The organism is Hoeflea ulvae (genome assembly GCF_026619435.1).
Taxonomy (GTDB): domain Bacteria; phylum Pseudomonadota; class Alphaproteobacteria; order Rhizobiales; family Rhizobiaceae; genus Hoeflea; species Hoeflea ulvae.
Genome location: NZ_JAOVZQ010000001.1, coordinates 2,660,773 through 2,680,933 on the forward strand (window position 1 = coordinate 2,660,773; position 20,161 = coordinate 2,680,933).

Below are 20,161 nucleotides of genomic sequence, written 5' to 3' on the forward strand. Positions count from 1 at the left end.
GGTCCGGCATGACGACAATCTGGAACAGCGCCCCGTCCATCCCTGAGATTTTTCAATGGTTTAAAGATGACGCGCGAAGCTCCTTCTCTACCCTTGTGGGAGAGAAAGCGATTTCAGCGCCTTGGCTTCAGCCAAGTGCTAGAAATCGCAAGTGAGGGGGACAATTTTGGGCACTGAAACCAACCCCCTCTCTTGCAAAATCTATGACTTAGCTGAAGCTAAGGTCATGATTTTGCTTTCTCCCCACCGGGGTGGAGAGTGTGCGCGCGGCACCATCGCGCAAAAATCTGCGCCCATTTTTTCCACACCCCGCAGCCCCGTGCCATCATCAGCGTGCTCCCGCTGCCGGATGGAACGTGAACGTGCTGGACCAGGTGGGAGGAAGGCCTTTCGGGAAGTGCCGGAACGTGCGGCAGATCGCGGAAGGAGGCGGTGACCATCGTGGCTCCGCTGGCAGCCGGTTGAAAATATCGGCCAAGCCAGCCACCGGGCCGGGCTTGCAGTCATGCTGCCTTCGGGCAGTTCCTGCCTCACGGCAGATCCCGTCCTCGGGCGGGATAGACTGCAGCGCCGGAACGGGCCTGTGGCGGATTTTCCCCATCGGAAAAGACGTGCCGGACCACGAAAACCATCTCCCGCGATCTGTCCTGATCGCGGCCGGAGCAATCCGGGCGGGCGTAAAACCCCGAGGATGCGAGGAACCGCCTGTCGGATGCGGACATCATCCGGCGACACTCGGGCCGCGCGCGTGCTGCGCCACCCATATTCTAACTTCCTGAGGCAAAGCCCGCGTGCGGTCCTCCGGATTTGCAAAACAATCCCCCGGCGAAAATCTTCGCGCGGCACTGCTTCTGCATGTCTCGCCCAAAACCAGAAACGCAGTGTCCATCGGCGCGGCAGCCTCCATGCCCGCCGCGCCCGGAATTGTCGATCAGGGAGCTTGCCGTACCCCTCGTTCAGGCCGCCTGCGCGGTGGCAACAGCGTCGGCGCCGGCCGGCAGCAGCAGCGGACAGGCGGGGTCGGTGGCCGCACGCCAGATCGCCTCGGCCACATCGGCCGGATGGGTCACTTCGCCGGGTGATTGTTCTTGGCGCTCGGCAACCACGCTTTGCACCAGGCCGGCATAGGCCTCGGGAAAGCCGCCGGCGGCGGTGTTGAGCGCCATGGCGCTTTCGCCGAACCGCGTATCCGGCGAGCGGCCCGGCAACACCACATGGGCGCGAATGCCGAACGGCTCCAGTTCCAGCGCCAGCACCTGGGTAAAGGCGTTCACCGCGGCCTTGCTGGCGGTATAGGCCGACAGCAGATGCAGCGGCTTCAGCGTGACGCTGGAGGAGACATTGATGATCACGCCAGCCCGACGCTGGCGAAACTGCGGCAGCACCGCCTGGCTCATGGCCATGGTGCCGAGCGTGTTGGTTTCAAAAATGCCGCGCGCCAGCTCCATCGGCGTGCCTTCCAGCGCATTGAACCAGCCGATGCCGGCATTGTTGACCAGCACGTCGACCGGCCCGGCGGCTCGGGTCGCATCACGGATGCTGGCAGCATCGGTGACATCGAGCGTGACAAGCCGCAGGCGGTCATGCTGCGGCAGCACATCGTCGCGCAGCGTGCGCATGGTGGCGACAACGTTCCAGCCGCGATCGAGGAAGTAAAGCGCGGTGTCGCGGCCAAAGCCGGATGAGCATCCGGTGATCAAGATGGTTTTCATGGCAGATCCTTCAGTTCCAGTGTGGAGCCATAGCCTAGCGCCGGAAAACCGGACGGTGTATAGCTCAAAGTCCGCATCACATGAGCGAGCGTCCTGATCATGACCGATCCACTGGCCGAAATGGTCACCCTGCTGCAGCCCGGCGCCTTGCTGTCGAAAGTCGCAAGCGGCGCCGGCGCCTGGCGGGTCGAGCGTCCGGCAACCGGCCAGCCATTCTATTGCGTGGTGATGGAAGGCTCGGTGCGGCTTGAAACTGACGGGCAGGCACCGATCGATCTGGAGCAGGGAGATTTCGTGCTGATCCCCTCGGTGGTTGGCTTTTCGATGTCCAACACCGGGCAGGAAACCGCGACGGTCGATCCGCTGACGGTGACCATGCGCGTGGACGAAATCCGGCATGGCGATCCGCTGGCACCGGCCAATGCCCGGGTGCTGATCGGCCATTTCGCCTTTGGCTCCGACGATGCCGGGCTGCTGGTCTCGCTGTTGCCACAACTCATCCATGTGCGCGGCGAAGCCCGTCTGTCGCAGATTGTCGGGCTGGTACGCGACGAAGCCCGGGACCAGCGTCCTGCGCGCAACGTCATTCTGGGCCATCTGCTGGAAGTGATGCTGATCGAGGCGCTGCGCTCATCGGCGGGCACGGCGGCCTCGCCGGGACTGCTGCGCGGTCTCGCCGATGTTCGGCTGGCAGCGGCCATCCGCAAGATCCACGAGAGCCCGGAAAGGGCCTGGACCATCGCGGCTCTGGCGCATGAAGCATCGCTGTCGCGCTCGGCCTTCTTCGATCGCTTCAGCCGCGCCATGGGGATGACGCCGATGGAATATCTGCTGTCCTGGCGCATGGCGCTGGCAAAAAGGCTTCTTCGCCGCAGGGAAGGAACCATCGAGGCGATAGCCGGGCAGGTGGGCTATGGCTCGGCCAGCACATTCAGCATTGCCTTCACCCGCTCGGTCGGGATGCCGCCAACCCGCTATGCGCGCGCTGACACAGAGCCGAATCGGCGGTGAAACGCCACTTGAATCGTGAAGTTTAAGAAATTGAAATCACTTCGAGTTCCTGCTCGCCGACCTCGACGACATCGCCAACGGACTTGCCCATCAGCGCGCGCGCCACCGGCGAGGCGAACGAGATCGTGCCGGATTTCGGGTCGGCCTCGTCCTCGCCGACAATGCGGTAGGTCTGCGGCGGGCGGTCGTCGCGGCTATAGGTGACGGTGGAGCCGAAGGCGATCACCTCATGGTTGACCGGATCGGGCATCACCTGCGCGCTGCGCACCCGCTCGGCGTAATAGCGCACGTCGCGCAACGGGCTGGCCTGCTGCCGGCGCTTCTCGTTGACGTCCTCAATGCCGTTGGCCGCTTCGAAATCGGCGCGCGCCGCCTCGAGCTGGGTCTGCATCAGCTTCAGCCCGCTCAGTGTCACCAGATTGGGATGCGGCGAGACCGGCCGGTCGGGCAGCAAGGTTTCGGCGGCTGTTTCGGAACTCTCTTCCTTGGTGAAGGCGACACTCACGGCAATTCTCCCTTCATCTGCTCGCCGCGCCGGGCAAGGCGCGGGGGAGCTGCTTGAACCATCATAGGTTGAAACCCGCGCGACTGGCAATGTCGCGCCGGTTCCGCGTCAACGCCGGTCGGTGTGCATGGTTCCATGCCTGTGGTGCATGGCTCTCGCCCCGGCGGTCACCGGCTCGGAGCGCGCCGCGCTCAGGTCTGCGGCGCCGCGGCCTTGATCATCTGCACACCGTTGATCTTGAAACTGCCGTCGGGCTGGCGCTCGAGCGAATAGAGCGCGGTCCAGTCCTGGCCGTCCGGCCCCTGGATGATCACCTCCTGGACGATGCGCGCACCGTCATCACCGGCCTTGGAGCGGCCGAAGGCAAAATTGCCCGGCCGGTAGACCGGCTGATAGCCGCGCTTGACCATGTCGAAGAAGCGGGCCTCGTCGGGATAGATCTCCTTGATCGCCGGCGCGGCAAAGGAATAGGCGGCCGCGGCATCATCACTCAGAAAGGCCTCGATCTGGCTTTCGATGACGTTGCGGGCATCGGCTTGTGCATCGGCGCGGGCCGCGCCCGGCATCAACGTCAAAAGAGCCAGGAGCGCGGCCAGCGGCAACACGGCGGGGAAAGGATTGGTCATGATCAGCCTCCATCTATCATCAAGATAGGACGGAGCAGGCAGAAGGAAAGTTTCAAAATAGCTGATGCGCCATGGATCAGGGCACGATCATCACCTTGCCGTCTCCAAGCCTCAGCGCTCCGGGCAGTTCCGTCATGGCGTCGGCCAGTTTCACCCTTGCCGCGACCTCGGTCTTCCAGGCGCCGGTGATGAACCGGTTCTGCACCGCGCGAACGGTCCTGAATTTCTCGATCATCGAGGCCTCCCTGAACCATTTCGCCAGCCAGAAGCCTTCGATGTGCTTGTCCATGAAGATGAACTGGCCCGGCTCGGTGATTTTTGGCGCATCGGCGCCAAGCCGGCCATAGATGATCCAGCGGGCGCGGGCGGGCATGGCGGCAAAGATGTCCGCGGCCGATTGATCGGCCACCGCATCGAGCAGGATCCGCGGCTTGTCGGATTTGCACAGTTCCGCCAGCTTGGCGGCAAAATCCGGATCCGACTGCACCAGCACATCGCTGGCGCCGAGCGCGGTCAGATGCGCGGCCTGGCTCTGTTTGCGGATCACGGCGATCATCTTGATGCCATTGTCGCGCGACAATCCCGCCATCAGCTTGCCCAGCTGGCTGAAGGCGGCGGTGAAGATGAAGCTCCCGGTGCCGGATTTCTTGACGATGTCGAACATTGTCCAGGCCGTGACCGGATTGACCACATGGCCGGCCGCGTCCTCGTCGCGCATTGCCGGCTTGACCACCACGCAGGTGGAGGCCGGCACGACGATATAGTCCGCCCAGGCGCCCGATCCGCCGACCCCACCGACAAAGGCCACCCGCTTGCCCTTGAGATAGCGCGCATAAAGCCCCTGGCCATCAACCACATCGCCGACGCCCTCGAAACCCGCCGCCGCTCCCTTGACCCGTGGCTGGCCATATTCGCCCTTGATGAAATAAAGATCCGACGGATTGACCGAGGCCATGCGGATCTTGACCAGCACCTGACCCGGTCCGGGCTTGGGAACGGGCAGGGTGCCATGGTCGAGATAGGGCTCGAGCGACTCGATGTCCGACCCGGTGCGGCTGCCGGAAAAGCCGTCATTCTTCAGGATCAGGGCATTCATCTGCGTGGGCAAGGTCATGGTTCGGTCCTTACGGGATCAGGATTGTCTTGCCGATGGCGCCGCGATCAAGAATCCGCTGCAGCGCGGTTGCCGCCTTCGCCAAAGGCTGGCGTTCGTCGATCCGCGGCTTGATCAGCCCGGTCGAATGCCAGGCAAAGAGCTCGCGGTTGTTGGCGGCATAGACGGCCGGTTCCTTGGCCACAAACGAGCCCCAGAACACGCCGATCACCGAATATTCCTTGAGCAGCACCAGATTGACCGGAAGTTTCGGAATCTCGCCCGAGGCAAAGCCGACCACCAGCAGCCGGCCATTGCGGGCCATGGCGCGGGCGGCGACATCAAAGCCTGCGCCGCCGACCGGATCGAAGGCAACATCGACACCACGGCCGGGATAGGATTTCAGTGCCTCGCGCAAGCCCTCATAGGGCAGCGCCACATCGGCGCCGGCTTCCAGGCAGGCGGTCTGCTTTTCCGCCGTCGAGGCCACGGCAATGACATGGGCGCCGATCGCCTTGCCGATGGAAACCGCCGCAAGCCCGGTCGATCCGGCGGCGCCAAGCACCAGCAGCGTCTCGCCGGCCTTCAGATTGGCCCGTTGCCGCAAGCCGTGATGCGCGGTTCCCCAGGCGCACATCAGCGCGCAGGCGTCCTCGCAGCTCATCGTGTCGGGCAGCGCATAGACCCGTGACGCCGGCGCCAGCACCTTCTCGGCATAACTGCCGTGATCAAGCAGGGTGACGACCCGGTCGCCGGGCTTGACGTGAATGACATTGCGGCCGATCGACTCGACCACGCCGGCGGCCTCCATGCCGGGAACGAACGGCGTCTCCGGCTTTGCCTGGTAAAGCCCCTGGACCAGCAACCCGTCGGGATAATTGACGCCGATGGCTTCCGACTTGATCACCACATGGTCCGGGCCGGGCTCGGGGTCGGGCAGGTCGCGATAGTCGAGATTGGAAACAGGTCCGTAGTCGGGGCAGACAATGGCTTTCATCGGATCAGACCTTTTCCTGGGTATATTGCTTGAGTTCATGCCGCGCCACCTGGCGCCGGTGCACCGCATCCGGGCCGTCGGCCATTCGCAGCGTGCGCAGATGCGTCCACATCCGCGCCAGCGGCGTGTCCTGGGAAATGCCCTGGCCGCCGAACATCTGCACCGCCTCATCGGTGACTTTCAACGCCACCCGCGGGGCAACCACCTTGATCTGGCTGATCCAGGGGGCTGCGGCGCGGCCGTCGCCCTGGTCCATCATCCAGGCTGCCTTGAGGCACAGAAGCCGTGCCTGTTCGATTTCCATCCGGCATTCCGCGATGATGTCGAAATTGGCGCCGAGCTGGGCGATCTTCTTGCCGAAGGCTTCGCGCTCGAGCGCCCGCTTGCACATCAGTTCCAGCGCCATTTCGGCCTGGCCGATGGCGCGCATGCAATGGTGGATCCGTCCCGGTCCGAGCCGGCCCTGGGCGATTTCAAACCCCTTGCCTTCGCCGACCAGCAAATTGCTCGCCGGCACCCGGACATTGGTGAAGCGGAGATGGAAATGGCCATGTGGCGCGTCGTCCTGGCCATAGACCTGCATCGGCCGCAATTTCTCGATTCCGGCGGTGTCGGCGGGCACCAGGATCATCGAATGCCGGGCATGTTTGGGCGTTTCGTCCCCACCGGTGCGGACCATGACAATATAGATCCTGCAGCGCGGATCGCCGGCGCCCGAGGCCCACCATTTTTCGCCATTGAGCAGGTAATGATCGCCATCACGAACGCAGGACATCGAGACATTGGTGGCGTCCGAGGAGGCCACATCGGGCTCGGTCATCAGATAGGCGGAGCGGATTTCGCCATTGAGCAGCGGTTCGAGCCACTGCTGCTTGTGCGCTGGTGTGGAATAGCGGTCGAGCACTTCCATGTTTCCGGTGTCCGGCGCCGAACAGTTGAAGGTCTCGGCGCCCAGATGCGCCTTGCCCATTTCCTCGGCGAGATAGGCATATTCGACGGTTGTCAGCCCCTTCTCGGATCTGGCGCGCCACAGGTTCCACAACCCGCGCGCCTTGGCCTTGGCCTTCAGCCCCTCGAGGATCTCGGTCTGCCGGGCGGTGTAGCTCCAGCGGTCGCCCTGGCTGCCGACTTCGGCGAGGAATTCATCGTCAAGCGGCATGATCTCGTTGCGCACCATGTCGCGCACCGCTTCGAGAATGGGCTGCAGATGCTGCGTGACACCCAGGTCCATTTTGCTTGCGTGGGTCAATGCTCTCTCCCGCTTGCATGCGTCGCGCGGATTCGCAGCTTTCTCCGAATCTTCCCTTTACGCACACGTCAATTGTTTGCCATGCTAGCGGTCACTGGTTCGGGCGGCAATTGTCTGGGAGCAATTCATCCGGGATTGAGGTGCAGGCGGATGTGCTGGATCATCAGCGGGCGGAGGGAACACCAATGAGCTATGTCGAAGATCTGTTTTCGGTAAACGGCAGGATCGCGCTGGTGACCGGCGGCGCCACCGGGATCGGCCGGATGATCGCCACCGGGCTGGTACAGGCCGGCGCACGGGTGATGATCGCCTCGCGCAAGGGCGAGGATTGCGTCCGGGTGGCCGAAGAGCTCAACAGCCTCGGCGCCTCCGGATCGGCGGAGGGCTTTGCCGGCGATGTCGGCACCGCCGAGGGCGTGGCCGACCTGGTCGAGGCGGTCAGCGCGCGCACCGACAAGCTGAATATTCTTATCAACAATGCCGGCGTGTCCTGGGGCGCACCCTATGCCGATTTCCCGCATGCAGCTTGGGCCAAGGTGATGTCGGTCAATGTCGCGGGCCTGTTCACGCTGACCCGCGATCTGACGCCCTTGTTGCTCAAAGCTGCCAGCGACGCCGACCCGGCGCGGGTGATCAATCTCGGCTCGGTCATGGGCACCCAGCCTGCCGCCGACGGCGCCTATTCCTATTCGGCGTCCAAGGCGGCAGTGCATCATCTGACCAGGATTCTGGCCGAAGAGCTCTCCGCCGAGCGCATCACCGTCAATGCCTTTGCCCCCGGACCGTTTCAGAGCCGGATGACCGCCTTTGCCACGTCGCGCGAGGACCAGGTCGACCGGGTCGGGGCAGGGGTGCCGCTGGGCCGCATCGGCGGGCCCGACGATGTGGCGGGTGCCACGATCTATCTGTGCAGCCGCGCCGGATCCTATATCACCGGCGCGATCCTTCCCATCGATGGCGGATTGTCGGTGCAACACGCCATCCGCCTGTTCAAGGATGCCTGAGATGGAAGAACCCGCCTTTGACATGGAAGCCCTGGCCGATGAACTGCACGAGCTGGTGCCCGGTTTTTCAGGTCTCCATGCGATCGAGAAATTCAACACCGGCCAGTCCAATCCGACCTACCGCGTGGAAGCCGACAGCGGCAAATATGTGCTGCGCGCCAAGCCGCCGGGAACGCTTCTGAAATCGGCCCACCAGGTCGACCGCGAATACCGGGTGATGCAGGCGCTGGCCGACAACAATGTTCCCGTGCCGAAAGTCCACGGCCTGTCGGGCGAACACAGCGCCATCGGCCGGATGTATTTCGTCATGGAACTGGTCGAGGGCCGGATCTTCTGGGATCCGGCGCTGCCAGGCATGACGGCTGAGGAACGCGCCGCAATCTATGACGGCATGAATGATGTGCTGGCGCGGCTGCACAGGGTCGATCCCGAAGCCGCGGGGCTGGCCGATTTCGGCCGGTCGGGCAATTACTTCGCCCGGCAGATCCGCCGCTGGAGCGAGCAATATCTGGCCACCAAAACCGATGATCTGCCGGACATGGACCGGCTGATGGACTGGCTCTGGGAGCATCTGCCCGATGATGACGGACGGGTCTCGATCGTCCATGGCGACTTCCGGCTCGACAACATGATCTTCTCGGCCCATGGCGAAACCGTGCTGGCGCTGATCGACTGGGAACTCTCCACCCTGGGCCATCCGCTGGCGGACCTGTCCTACCAGTGCATGCAGTGGCGGCTGCCGCATGCCAGCGGCTTCAGAGGACTGGGCGGGCTCGATCTGACTGAACTCGGAATCCCCAGCGAAGAGGACTATGTCGCCCGCTATTCCGAGCGCAGCGGCATTGCGGTCGACAATTGGCCGTTTTGCCTGGCTTTCTCGTTCTTCAAGCTGGCCGCGATCCTGCAAGGCGTCTACAAGCGGTCCCTCGACGGCAACGCGTCCAATCCGGAACGCGCCAACGAGATTGGCAAGGCGGTGCCGCTGCTGGCGTCGATGGCCAGTGAGGTCATTTCGGGAAAGGCGTGAGCATGGCGAATTTCGAGGGCCGGGTGGTCATTCTCACCGGCGCGACCGGCGGCTTCGGCCGGGCTGCCGCACAATTCTTCGCCGGGGCCGGCGCCAGCCTGGTGCTCAGCGATCTTGCAGCGGACGCACTTGATGATCTGGCGCGGGGGCTGGGCGGCCAAACCATTGCCGTGGCCGGCGACATCACCGATCCGGAGCTATCGGAGCAATTGGTCGAAACGGCTCTGTCGCGCTTCGGGAGACTGGATGTGGCAGTCAACAATGCCGGCATCGCCCATGACATGGCGCCCTTGCCGAAAACCCCGCTCAATGTCGCGCGGCAGATCATAGACGTCGACCTGATGGGCGTGTTCTATGCCATGCGGGCGCAGCTGCCGGCGCTGGAACAGCGTTTCCGCGACACCGGAGAGCAGGGCGCCATAGTCAATGTCGCATCGGTGGCCGGCGTCGTCGCCGCGCCGATGCTGTCGATGTATGCCGCGGCCAAGCATGGCGTGGTCGGGCTGACCAAATCCGCGGCGATCGAATATGCGCGGCGCGGCGTGCGGGTCAACGCCCTGTGCCCGTCCTTCGCGCGCACGCCGATGGTCACCGGCTTTCTCGCCCAGTCCGGCGGCAGCCATGACGAGGCCGAAACCGCGCTGGTGCGGGCAATCCCGATGGGACGTCTGGCCGAAGTCGACGAAGTGATTGCCGGCCTGGCCTTTCTGGCCGATCCTGCATCGAGTTTCGTCACCGGCCAGACGCTGCAGATCGATGGCGGCCTGTCGGCGGCGTGATCGACGCACAGGCTGGCGCTACAGTTTTCGCACATCGGTTGAGCGATTTGGCCGATTGAACTTCAAGATCAGTAGGCGCACAGTTGCGACATCAAAATCAGCCCGGAGGCAGGACCATGCAAGAACTCACACATTTTATCGGCGGCCAGCACGTCAAGGGCACATCAGGCCGGTTTGCCGATGTGATGAACCCGGCCACCGGCGAAGTGCAGTCGCGGGTGCCGCTGGCCTCGAACGAGGAAATGGATCAGGCGGTTGCCATCGCTGCCAAGGCGCAGATCGGCTGGGCTGCAACCAACCCGCAAAAGCGCGCCCGGGTGCTGATGAAATTCGTCCAGCTTCTCCATCGCGACATGGACAAGCTCGCCGAAGCGCTGTCGCGCGAACACGGCAAGACAATTCCCGACGCCAAGGGCGACGTCATCCGCGGCCTCGAAGTGGCCGAATTCTGCTTTGGCGCGCCGCATCTTCTGAAGGGTGAATTCACCGAAGGCGCCGGACCCGGCATCGACATGTATTCGCTGCGCCAGCCGCTGGGGGTGGTGGCCGGCATCACCCCGTTCAACTTCCCGGCAATGATCCCGATGTGGAAATTCTGCCCGGCGATTGCCGCCGGCAATGCCTTCATCCTCAAGCCTTCCGAGCGCGATCCGTCTGTGCCGCTGATGCTGGCCGAACTGATGAGCGAAGCCGGTGCGCCGGACGGCATCCTCAATGTCGTCAATGGCGACAAGGAAGCGGTTGACGCGATCCTCGACCATCCGGAAATCATGGCCATCGGCTTTGTCGGCTCGACCCCGATCGCACAATATATCTATGCCCGCGGTTGCGCCAACGGCAAGCGCGTCCAGTGCTTCGGCGGCGCCAAGAACCACATGATCATCATGCCTGATGCCGACATGGACCAGGCCGTCGACGCGCTGATCGGCGCCGGTTACGGTGCTGCCGGCGAACGCTGCATGGCGATTTCCGTTGCGGTTCCCGTGGGCCAGGAGACGGCAGACCGGCTGATCGAAAAGCTGACCCCGCGCGTCGAGGCGCTGAAGATCGGACCCTATACCGACGGCGATGACGTTGATTTCGGACCGCTGGTCACGCGGGAGGCCCGCGACCGGGTGCTGGGACTGGTCAATTCCGGCGTGGAGCAGGGCGCCAAGCTGGTGGTCGATGGCCGCAATTTCTCGATGCAGGGCTATGAGAACGGCTATTTCGTCGGCGGCTGCCTGTTCGACAATGTCACCCGCGACATGGACATCTACACCCAGGAGATCTTCGGACCGGTGCTCTCCGTGGTCCGCGCGCCCAACTATGCCGAAGCGCTGCGCTACCCGATGGAACATGAATATGGCAACGGCACCGCGATCTACACCCGCGACGGCGACACCGCGCGCGATTTCGTCAGCCGCATCAATATCGGCATGGTCGGCGTCAATGTGCCGATCCCGGTGCCGCTGGCCTATCACACCTTCGGCGGCTGGAAGAAATCCGGCTTCGGCGACCTCAACCAGCACGGCCCGGATTCCTTCCGCTTCTACACGCGCACCAAGACGGTGACCGCGCGCTGGCCTTCCGGTATCAAGGAAGGTGCGGAGTTCTCCATCCCCACCATGGGGTGATCGGACTTAAGGTCAATTGCGGGCGAGGAGGCGCAAATTGCCATGGATTTTGAGCTGAACGAAGAGCAACAGGCAATCTTTGACATGGCGCGCGAATTCGGCGCCGAGAAGATCGCCCCCTTCGCCGCCAAGTGGGAAAAGGACGGCGCGATCCCTCGCGCCGTTCTCGAAGATGCCGCAGCGCTGGGGCTGGCATCGATCTATGTGCCGGAAGGCGATGGCGGCTCGGGCCTCACCCGGCTTGATGCCACGCTGGTGTTCGAGGCGCTGTCGATGGCCTGTCCGTCGGTGGCCTCGTTCCTGTCGATCCACAACATGTGCAGCTGGATGATTTCGGCCTATGGCTCGGATCAGATGAAAGCGCGCCTGCTGCCCGATCTCGTCACCATGAAAACGATCGCCTCCTATTGCCTGACCGAGCCGGGATCCGGGTCCGACGCCTCGGCGCTCAGAACCCGCGCCGACCGGACCAATGAGGGTTACAGGCTCAATGGCACCAAGGCCTTCATCTCCGGCGGCGGATTCTCCGATCTCTATCTGGTGATGACCCGCACCGGCGCCGACGGCCCGAAAGGCATCTCCGCCGTCGTTGTCGAGAACGGCACGCCGGGACTTTCCTTCGGCGCGCCGGAAGACAAGATGGGCTGGCGCTCGCAGCCGACATCGGAAGTGCAGTTTGATGATTGCGCCATTCCGGCGGACAACCTGCTTGGCGAAGAAGGCGCGGGCTTCCGCTATGCCATGAGCGGGCTTGATGGCGGGCGGCTCAACATTGCCGCCTCCGCGCTTGGCGGGGCGCAGTCTGCGCTCGACAAGACGCTGATCTATATGGGCGAACGCACGGCCTTCGGCAAATCCATCGACCAGTTCCAGGCGCTGCAGTTCCGGCTGGCCGACATGGAGACCCAGATGCAGGCGGCGCGGATTTTTCTGCGCCAGGCCGCAAGCAAGCTTGACCGGAAGGCGCCAGATGCCACCAAATATTGCGCCATGGCCAAGCGTTTTGTCACCGACACTGCCTTCAACGTCGCCAATGACGCGCTGCAACTGCATGGCGGTTACGGCTATCTGGCCGACTACGGGGTTGAAAAGATCGTCCGTGATCTCCGCGTGCATCAGATCCTCGAAGGCACCAACGAAATCATGCGGGTGATCATATCCCGGGCCTTGCTGGCGGAGCGGACCGCATGAGCATCCGTATCCGCAAGATCGGCCGCATCGGCCAGATCACGCTGCAGCGGCCCGAAGCGCTCAATGCCGTGAGCCACGAGATGGTGCTGGCGATCGAAGCAGCCCTTGATGGCTGGCGCGATGATGACCGCGTGGCCTGCGTGCTGATCGATGCCGAAGGCCACAAGGCCTTCTCTGCCGGTGGCGATCTGCAATTCATGCATGAGACGGCCTCGAAAGGTGATTTCGAGCCGGGCAGGCGCTTCTGGCGCGACGAATACCGGCTCAATGCCAAGATCGCGGCCTATCCCAAACCCTATATCGCGCTCTGCCAGGGCTTTACCATGGGCGGCGGCGTCGGCGTCTCGCTGCATGGCTCGCATCGGGTGGTCGGCGAGAGTTCGAAGATCGCCATGCCCGAATGCGCGGTCGGGCTGGTGCCCGATGTCGGCGGCACGCTGCTCTTGGCGCGCGCGCCCGGACATCTGGGCGAATATCTCGGCGTCACCGGCTACCGCATGAACGCGTCCGACGCGATTTTGGCGGGCTTTGCCGACTATTTTGTCCCCGAGGCCGACTGGACGGGGCTGACGGAAACGCTGATCGAGACCGGAGACTGGTCTGCGGTGGCAGCTCTTGCACGCGATCCTGAAGACGGTCCGCTGATGGCTGTCCGGACATTGATCGACACGCATTTTGGCGCGGAGAGCCTCAGTGACATTCTGGCCTCCCTGCCGAATGACGACTGGGGTGCCGCGACCGCCAAGGCCATTCGGACCGGCTCGCCGCTGTCGGCAAGCTGCACCATCGAGCTGGTGCGGCGCGCGCGTCAGAGCAATGAGATCCGGGCTGCGCTGCAACAGGAATACCGCTTCACCTCGCGCAGCGCCTCGGAAGGCGATTTCATCGAGGGCATCCGCGCCGCGATCATCGACAAGGACCGGAACCCGCGCTGGCGCCATGCCAGTGTCGAGGACGTCACGCCCGAGACGGTGGCGGCCATGCTGTCGGAACCTCCGGGCGGCGATATTGAGTTTTGAAAGCCGGGCGGTCGGGTGTCCGGGAGGCCGGAGAAGCGAGCGACAGCGAAGCTGATCCGGGTGGGGGTAGGGAGTTTCGGCGGATACTGAACCTGCTGTCGGCTCAGACCACGCCCAACCCCTTCCCGCAAGGGGAGGGGCTGAGAAGGTCGGGCTGCGGCCACTGTTTCGGCAGGCGGTTTTCTGGGGCCGCGACATCACCCCAGCGCCGCATGGGGCTGGGCCAACCACGAGGAGGACGTCATGAAAATCGGATTTATCGGACTGGGAAACATGGGCGCGCCGATGGCGGCGAACCTGATCAAGGCCGGGCATGAGGTGACAGGCTTCGATGTCGCCGGCGTCACCATTGAGGGCGCCGCCACAGCCAAATCAGCGGCAGAAGCCGCAACCGGCATGGATGCGGTGATCACCATGCTGCCCAATGGCGAGATCCTGCGCTCGGTCTATGCCGAAATCGTGCCGGCGGGCGCCGGGGGCTCGGTGTTCATCGATTGCTCGACGGTGGATGTCGACAGCGCTCGCGCAGCACATGAGCTCGCTTCCGCCAATGGTCTGCTGTCGGTTGATGCCCCGGTGTCGGGCGGCGTCGGCGGGGCGGCCGCGGGCACGCTGACCTTCATGGCCGGCGGCAGCGACGAGGCTTTTGCCCGGGCTGCACCCCTGTTCGAGATCATGGGCCAGAAGGCCGTGCATTGCGGGGCCGCGGGTGCAGGCCAATCGGCCAAGATCTGCAACAACATGCTGCTTGGCATTTCGATGATCGGCACCTGCGAGGCCTTTGCGCTGGCCGAGAAGCTGGGCTTGTCGGCACAGAGCCTGTTCGATGTGGTCTCGACCTCGTCCGGCTCCTGCTGGTCGGTCAACACCTATTGCCCGGTGCCCGGCGTCGGACCGCAGAGCCCGGCGGACAATGGTTACAAGCCGGGATTTGCAGCAGACCTGATGCTCAAGGATCTCAAACTGTCGCAACAGGCCGCAGGGAGTGTGTCTGCACAAACGCCGATGGGCGCGCGGGCGACGGAAATCTATGCAGACTTCGTGGCAGGCGAGGGCAAGGGCATGGATTTTTCCGCTCTGCTGCCACTTCTGATGAGCAAGGACCGGGGCTGAGGCGAGGCAATTCAGGCGGCCCGGGATGCGATCCGGCGGCTCGGATGCCTTCACTCCGGTTGCCGTTCCAATCCGTGCATCGCGGCAGCCATGCCTTGATAGTTACATTTACAACTGATTTCATGCGGCGAGATTAAAACAGCAATTGGAGTGCTCCAATGTCGCTTGCCTATATGCCGGGATTTGGAAACGACTTTGAAACCGAGAGCCTGCCGGGCGCGCTGCCGCAGGGTCAGAACTCACCGCAGCGCTGCGCTTACGGGCTCTATGCCGAGCAACTCTCCGGCTCGCCCTTTACCGCGCCGCGCGGCACCAATGAGCGCTCCTGGCTCTACCGGATCCGGCCCAGCGTGCGCCACACCACCGATTTCCGGGTGATTGACCGGCCGACCTGGAAATCGGCCCCGCATCACGTCTCCGATATCCTTTCGCTCGGCCAGCGGCGCTGGGACCCGACGCCCTACCCGGAAGGGCCGGTGCATTTTCTCGATTCGGTCCACACCATCACCACGGCCGGCGACGCCGTCGGGCAGGCGGGAATGGCCACCCATTTCTATGCGCTGACCGCCGACATGGAGGACGACTATTTCTTCAATGCCGATGCCGAACTGATGATCGTGCCGCAGGAAGGCGCACTGTCGATTTTCACCGAGATGGGCATCATCGAGGTTGGCCCGCTGGAAATCGCCGTGCTGCCGCGCGGCATGATGTTCAAGGTGAAGCGGGCCGAAGGCGTCGAGCGGGCGCGCGGCTATGTCTGTGAAAACTACGGCGCCAAGTTCACCCTGCCGGAACGCGGCCCGATCGGCGCCAATTGCCTGGCCAATCCGCGCGACTTCAAGACCCCGGTCGCAGCGTTCGAGGACAAGGAGACCACCTGTCTGGTCCATATCAAATGGTGCGGCGCGTTTCATGTCACGGCCATCGGCCATTCGCCGCTCGACGTGGTGGCCTGGCACGGCAATTACGCGCCCTATAAATATGACCTGCGGACATTCTCGCCGGTCGGCGCGATCATGTTCGACCATCCCGATCCGTCGATCTTCACGGTGCTGACATCGCCCTCGGGTGAGGCGGGAACCGCCAATATCGATTTCGTCATCTTCCCGCCGCGCTGGCTGGTGGCCGAGCACTCGTTCCGCCCACCCTGGTACCACCGCAATATCATGAGCGAATTCATGGGCTTGATCCAGGGTCAGTATGACGCCAAGGAAGAGGGATTCCTGCCCGGCGGCATGAGCCTGCACAACATGATGATGCCGCACGGCCCCGATCACGATGCCTTTGAAAAAGCCTCGACGGTGGAGCTGAAACCGGTCAAACTGACCGACACGATGGCCTTCATGTTCGAAACCCGTTTCCCACAAATGGTGACCCGCTACGCCGCGGAGCTCGAAACCTTGCAGACCGGCTATGTCAATTGCTGGGAAGGCATCGAGCGGAAATTTGACGGCACGCCGGAAGCCGGTGGCTGGTCGGGGGCCAAGTGAGCCATCCTCAGGTCATGACAGGCTGCAATCGTCCGCTCAAAACGGGCAGGGATCGGCCGGACTTGCCCCTGCCACGCACCAAACCACAAAGGAAAACCGCATGAAACTTGCCACACTCCGTGATGGAAGCCGTGATGGCCGTCTGGTCGTCGTCTCGCGCGATCTGACCCGCGCCTCCGGCGTGCCGCACATTGCGCGCACGCTTCAGGCAGCACTTGATGACTGGAAACATGTCGCGCCGCGGCTTCAGGATGTGGCCGATATGCTGGAAACCGGGGCGGAGCCGACCGAGCGGTTCCATGAGCGGGACGCGCTGTCGCCCCTGCCGCGGGCCTATCAGTGGGCGGACGGCTCGGCCTATGTCAATCACGTCGAACTGGTGCGCAAGGCGCGTGGCGCCGAAATGCCGGAAAGTTTCTGGGAGATCCCGCTGATGTATCAGGGCGGTTCCGACACCTTCCTGGCGCCGCGCGGGCCGATCCGGATGGCGGACGAGGCCTGGGGCATCGATTGCGAGGGCGAAGTGGCCGTCATCGTCGGCGACGTGCCGATGGGCGCCGACATCGATACCTGCCGCGAAGCGATCGAACTGGTAATGCTGGTCAATGATGTGAGCCTGCGCGGCTTGATCCCGGCGGAACTGGCCAAGGGGTTCGGTTTCTTCCAGTCCAAGCCATCCACGGCATTCTCGCCAGTGGCGGTGACACCCGAGGACCTGGGCGAAGCCTGGGATGGCGGCAAGCTGCATCTGACCCTTGATGTCGACCTCAATGGCGAAGCCTTCGGGCGCGCCAATGCCGGTGTCGACATGACCTTCGATTTCCCGCAACTGATCGCGCATGCGGCAAAGACCCGGGCGCTCTGCGCCGGTACCATCATCGGCTCGGGCACAGTGTCCAACAAGGGGCCGGATGGGGATCCGGGCAAGCCGGTGGGCGAAGGTGGCGCGGGCTATTCCTGCATCGCCGAGATCCGCACGATCGAGACCATTGCCTCGGGCAAACCAGTCACCCCCTTCATGAAATTTGGCGATACCGTTCGCATCGACATGAAGAATGCCGATGGCCATTCGATCTTTGGCGCCATCGAGCAAACCGTTGAAAAATATTAGGAACCACTGATGAGCAAGAAATTCGCATCCGCCGGCGACATGGCGGAAAAACAGATCTCGTTCACCGAGATCGGGCGTGACCTGTGGGCATTCACCGCCGAGGGCGACCCCAATTCCGGCGTCATCATCGGCGATGACAGCGTCATGGTGATCGAGGCGCAGGCAACACCGCGGTTGGCAAACAAGGTGATCGAAAAGATCCGCTCGGTCACCGACAAGCCGATCACCCATCTGGTGCTGACCCATTACCACGCGGTCCGGGTGCTGGGCGCGTCTGCCTACAAGGCGCCCACGGTGATCATGGGCGATGTCGCCGCCGCCATGGTTGCCGAGCGCGGACAGGAAGACTGGGACAGCGAATTCCAGCGCTTCCCGCGGCTGTTTCAGGGCCATGAAAGCATTCCCGGCCTGACCTGGCCGACCACCACGTTCTCCGAACGCATGACCGTCTATCTCGGCAAGCGCCGGGTTGACCTGATGCATCTGGGCCGCGCCCACACCGCCGGCGACATCGTTGCCTGGGTGCCAGACGAAGAAGTCATGTTCACCGGCGATATCGTCGAATATCACTCGGCCTGCTATTGCGGCGACGGCCACTATGAGGACTGGGGCGATACGCTGGATCTGATCCAGGCGCATGAACCGCAGGCGATCGGTCCGGGCCGCGGCGATGCGCTGATTGGACGGGACATGGTGGAAGCGGCCATCGACAGCACCCGCGATTTCGTTGACTCGACCTACCGGCCGGTGGCCAAGGTGGTGGCCCGTGGCGGCACGCTGAAGGAAGCCTGGGATGCGGTGCGCGCCGCCTGCGACGACAAGTTCAAGGATTACGCGATCTATGAACATTGCCTGCCGTTCAATGTCGCCCGCGCCTATGACGAGGCCCGCGGCATCGACACGCCACGGATCTGGACGGCCGAACGCGACGCCGAAATGTGGGCACAGCTGCAAGGCTGAGTGCATATCGGGGGCGGTTGTTGCCGCCCCTCTGAAGCCCGGGAGGGGTGATGAGCAAGGTTTTTGAGGTTCCGCTGTATCCCTATCGGCGGTCAGCCGATCAGGATGCCGCGACACCTGTCCGTCATCCGGTGGTGGTGGTCGGCGCCGGGCCTGTGGGGCTGGCGCTGGCGATCGATCTGGCGCTGCAGGATGTGCCGGTCGTGGTGCTCGACGAGAATGACAAGGTCAGCTGGGGCTCGCGGGCGATCTGCTTTGCCAAGCGGCCGCTCGAGATCCTCGACCGGCTCGGCTGCGGCGACCCGATGGTCGACAAGGGCGTGGTCTGGAATCTCGGCAAGGTCTATTTTGACGAACGTCAGGTGTTCGGCTTCAACCTGCTGCCCGAGCAGGGCCACAAGCGGCCGGCCTTCATCAATCTGCAGCAATATTACCTGGAGCAGTTCCTGGTCGAGCGGGTCCGGCAATTGCAGGCCGAGGGCAAGCCGGTCGAGCTGCGCGGCGGCAACAAGGTGCTCGATGTCAAGCAGGACGCGGCCGGCGCGGAACTGACCGTCGGCACGCCGGAGGGTCCGTACCAGCTTGAGGCCGACTGGGTGGTCGCCTGCGATGGTGCGGCGTCGCCGATCCGCACCCTGCTGGGACTGGATTTCACCGGCCGGGTGTTCGAGGACAATTTTCTGATCGCCGATGTGGTGATGGAAGCCAAATTTCCGACGGAGAGGTGGTTCTGGTTCGATCCGCCGTTCAACCGCGGCCAGTCGGCGCTGTTGCACAAGCAGCCCGACAATGTCTGGCGCATCGACTTCCAGCTTGGCTGGGACATTGACCGCGACGCGGAACTCAAGCCGGAAAACATTGACCGGCGCCTGAGGGCGATGCTCGGCGACGAGATCAGCTACGAGCTGGAATGGAGTTCGATCTACACCTTCCAGTGCCGCCGCATGGACCGGTTCCGCGAGGGCCGGGTGGTGTTTGCCGGCGACTCTGCGCATCAGGTGTCGCCATTTGGCGCCCGCGGCGCCAATTCCGGCCTGCAGGACACCGACAATCTGGCCTGGAAACTCAAGCTGATCCTTGACGGTAAGTCACCAGTTACATTTATCGACAGCTATGATCTCGAACGTGTCCATGGTGCGGACGAGAACATTCTCAATTCCTCGCGCTCGACCGATTTCATAACGCCGAAATCGGAGATCAGCCGGATCTTTCGCGATGCGGTGCTGGATCTCTCCGAGCGCTATGAGGCGACACGGCCAATGGTCAATTCGGGGCGATTGTCGGTGCCTTGCACCTATGATGGCTCGCCGCTTAACGGCCCGGATTGTGACCGGATGCCTCAGCGCACCCGTCCGGGCTCGCCGATGGTGGATGCACCGGTCCCGGGCGGCTGGCTGCTCGATCAACTGGGAAGCCGGTTTTATCTGCTGACCATCGATCAGGATGCGCCGGACAGGATCAAGGTCGAAGGTGTGACGGCGAAGCGGCTGGCGCTGTCGCTTGTCGATGATGCCGATAGCTATCTCGCACAACGTTATCTCGGCGAAGCCGGTTCTGCGGTCTATCTGGTGCGGCCGGACCAGCATGTGGCCGCGCGCTGGGACCATTTTGACGAGACGGCTGTGAAAATGGCGCTGCTCACAGCGATCGGGAGATAA

Annotated in this window: 18 protein-coding genes; 12 read left to right on the top strand and 6 right to left on the bottom strand. The window is 63.4% G+C overall.

All coding sequences use genetic code 11. The features are described 5' to 3' along the window. Positions 1-956 precede the first annotated feature (956 nt). On the bottom strand, positions 957-1,712 hold the full coding sequence (locus OEG82_RS12645; protein ID WP_267612783.1) for an SDR family oxidoreductase: 756 nt from the start codon (positions 1,710-1,712) through the stop codon (positions 957-959). A 99-nt stretch (positions 1,713-1,811) separates the two neighbouring features. Here OEG82_RS12645 and OEG82_RS12650 point away from each other — a divergent pair, with 99 nt between their 5' ends. Beyond that, entirely contained in the window at positions 1,812-2,723 is a 912-nt protein-coding gene (locus OEG82_RS12650; protein ID WP_267612784.1) for an AraC family transcriptional regulator, read from the top strand. 22 nt (positions 2,724-2,745) lie between these two features. Here OEG82_RS12650 and greA read toward each other — a convergent pair whose 3' ends face one another. The 5 genes from greA to OEG82_RS12675 all read right to left on the bottom strand — a co-directional run bounded on the left by greA (position 2,746) and on the right by OEG82_RS12675 (position 7,175). Beyond that, on the bottom strand, positions 2,746-3,228 hold the full coding sequence (gene greA / locus OEG82_RS12655) for a transcription elongation factor GreA (protein ID WP_267612785.1): 483 nt from the start codon (positions 3,226-3,228) through the stop codon (positions 2,746-2,748). Positions 3,229-3,419: 191 nt separating this feature from the next. Next, entirely contained in the window at positions 3,420-3,854 is a 435-nt protein-coding gene (locus tag OEG82_RS12660; RefSeq protein ID WP_425497585.1) for a DUF4864 domain-containing protein, read from the bottom strand. 76 nt (positions 3,855-3,930) lie between these two features. Continuing rightward, positions 3,931-4,968 (bottom strand): alcohol dehydrogenase catalytic domain-containing protein, encoded by a 1,038-nt coding sequence (locus tag OEG82_RS12665; protein WP_267612786.1) that lies wholly within the window; start codon positions 4,966-4,968, stop codon positions 3,931-3,933. Positions 4,969-4,978: 10 nt separating this feature from the next. Beyond that, positions 4,979-5,944 carry an NADPH:quinone oxidoreductase family protein gene (locus tag OEG82_RS12670; protein ID WP_267612787.1) on the bottom strand — a complete coding sequence of 322 codons (966 nt, stop codon included), beginning with the start codon at positions 5,942-5,944 and terminating at the stop codon, positions 4,979-4,981. 4 nt (positions 5,945-5,948) lie between these two features. Then, the gene (locus OEG82_RS12675) at positions 5,949-7,175 is read right to left on the bottom strand and encodes an acyl-CoA dehydrogenase family protein (protein WP_267614943.1); all 1,227 of its coding nucleotides are present in this window, start codon (positions 7,173-7,175) and stop codon (positions 5,949-5,951) included. Positions 7,176-7,378: 203 nt separating this feature from the next. On the opposite strand from OEG82_RS12675, the gene OEG82_RS12680 reads away from it, so the two are divergent. From OEG82_RS12680 to OEG82_RS12730, 11 genes are all read left to right on the top strand, one after another. Continuing rightward, complete coding sequence (locus tag OEG82_RS12680; RefSeq protein ID WP_267612788.1) at positions 7,379-8,197, top strand: SDR family oxidoreductase; 819 nt, start codon at positions 7,379-7,381, stop codon at positions 8,195-8,197. A gap of 1 nt (position 8,198) precedes the next feature. Next, a complete protein-coding gene (locus OEG82_RS12685; protein WP_267612789.1) occupies positions 8,199-9,224 on the top strand; it encodes a phosphotransferase family protein in 1,026 nt (341 codons plus the stop codon). 2 nt (positions 9,225-9,226) lie between these two features. Next, positions 9,227-10,003 (top strand): SDR family NAD(P)-dependent oxidoreductase, encoded by a 777-nt coding sequence (locus OEG82_RS12690; RefSeq protein ID WP_267612790.1) that lies wholly within the window; start codon positions 9,227-9,229, stop codon positions 10,001-10,003. A 116-nt stretch (positions 10,004-10,119) separates the two neighbouring features. Continuing rightward, entirely contained in the window at positions 10,120-11,619 is a 1,500-nt protein-coding gene (locus OEG82_RS12695) for a CoA-acylating methylmalonate-semialdehyde dehydrogenase (protein WP_267612791.1), read from the top strand. A gap of 42 nt (positions 11,620-11,661) precedes the next feature. Next, complete coding sequence (locus OEG82_RS12700) at positions 11,662-12,810, top strand: acyl-CoA dehydrogenase family protein (protein WP_267612792.1); 1,149 nt, start codon at positions 11,662-11,664, stop codon at positions 12,808-12,810. Beyond that, positions 12,807-13,829, top strand: a complete 1,023-nt coding sequence (locus tag OEG82_RS12705) for an enoyl-CoA hydratase/isomerase family protein (protein ID WP_267612793.1) — start codon at positions 12,807-12,809, stop codon at positions 13,827-13,829. Before OEG82_RS12700 ends, OEG82_RS12705 begins: the two co-directional genes overlap by 4 nt. Before the next feature lie 243 nt (positions 13,830-14,072). Continuing rightward, positions 14,073-14,942, top strand: a complete 870-nt coding sequence (mmsB, locus tag OEG82_RS12710; protein WP_267612794.1) for a 3-hydroxyisobutyrate dehydrogenase — start codon at positions 14,073-14,075, stop codon at positions 14,940-14,942. A 158-nt stretch (positions 14,943-15,100) separates the two neighbouring features. After that, the gene (gene hmgA / locus OEG82_RS12715) at positions 15,101-16,432 is read left to right on the top strand and encodes a homogentisate 1,2-dioxygenase (protein ID WP_267612795.1); all 1,332 of its coding nucleotides are present in this window, start codon (positions 15,101-15,103) and stop codon (positions 16,430-16,432) included. A gap of 100 nt (positions 16,433-16,532) precedes the next feature. Then, entirely contained in the window at positions 16,533-17,543 is a 1,011-nt protein-coding gene (locus OEG82_RS12720; RefSeq protein ID WP_267612796.1) for a fumarylacetoacetate hydrolase family protein, read from the top strand. A 9-nt stretch (positions 17,544-17,552) separates the two neighbouring features. Then, a complete protein-coding gene (locus OEG82_RS12725) occupies positions 17,553-18,503 on the top strand; it encodes an MBL fold metallo-hydrolase (protein WP_267612797.1) in 951 nt (316 codons plus the stop codon). A gap of 50 nt (positions 18,504-18,553) precedes the next feature. Continuing rightward, a complete protein-coding gene (locus OEG82_RS12730; protein ID WP_267612798.1) occupies positions 18,554-20,161 on the top strand; it encodes an FAD-dependent oxidoreductase in 1,608 nt (535 codons plus the stop codon).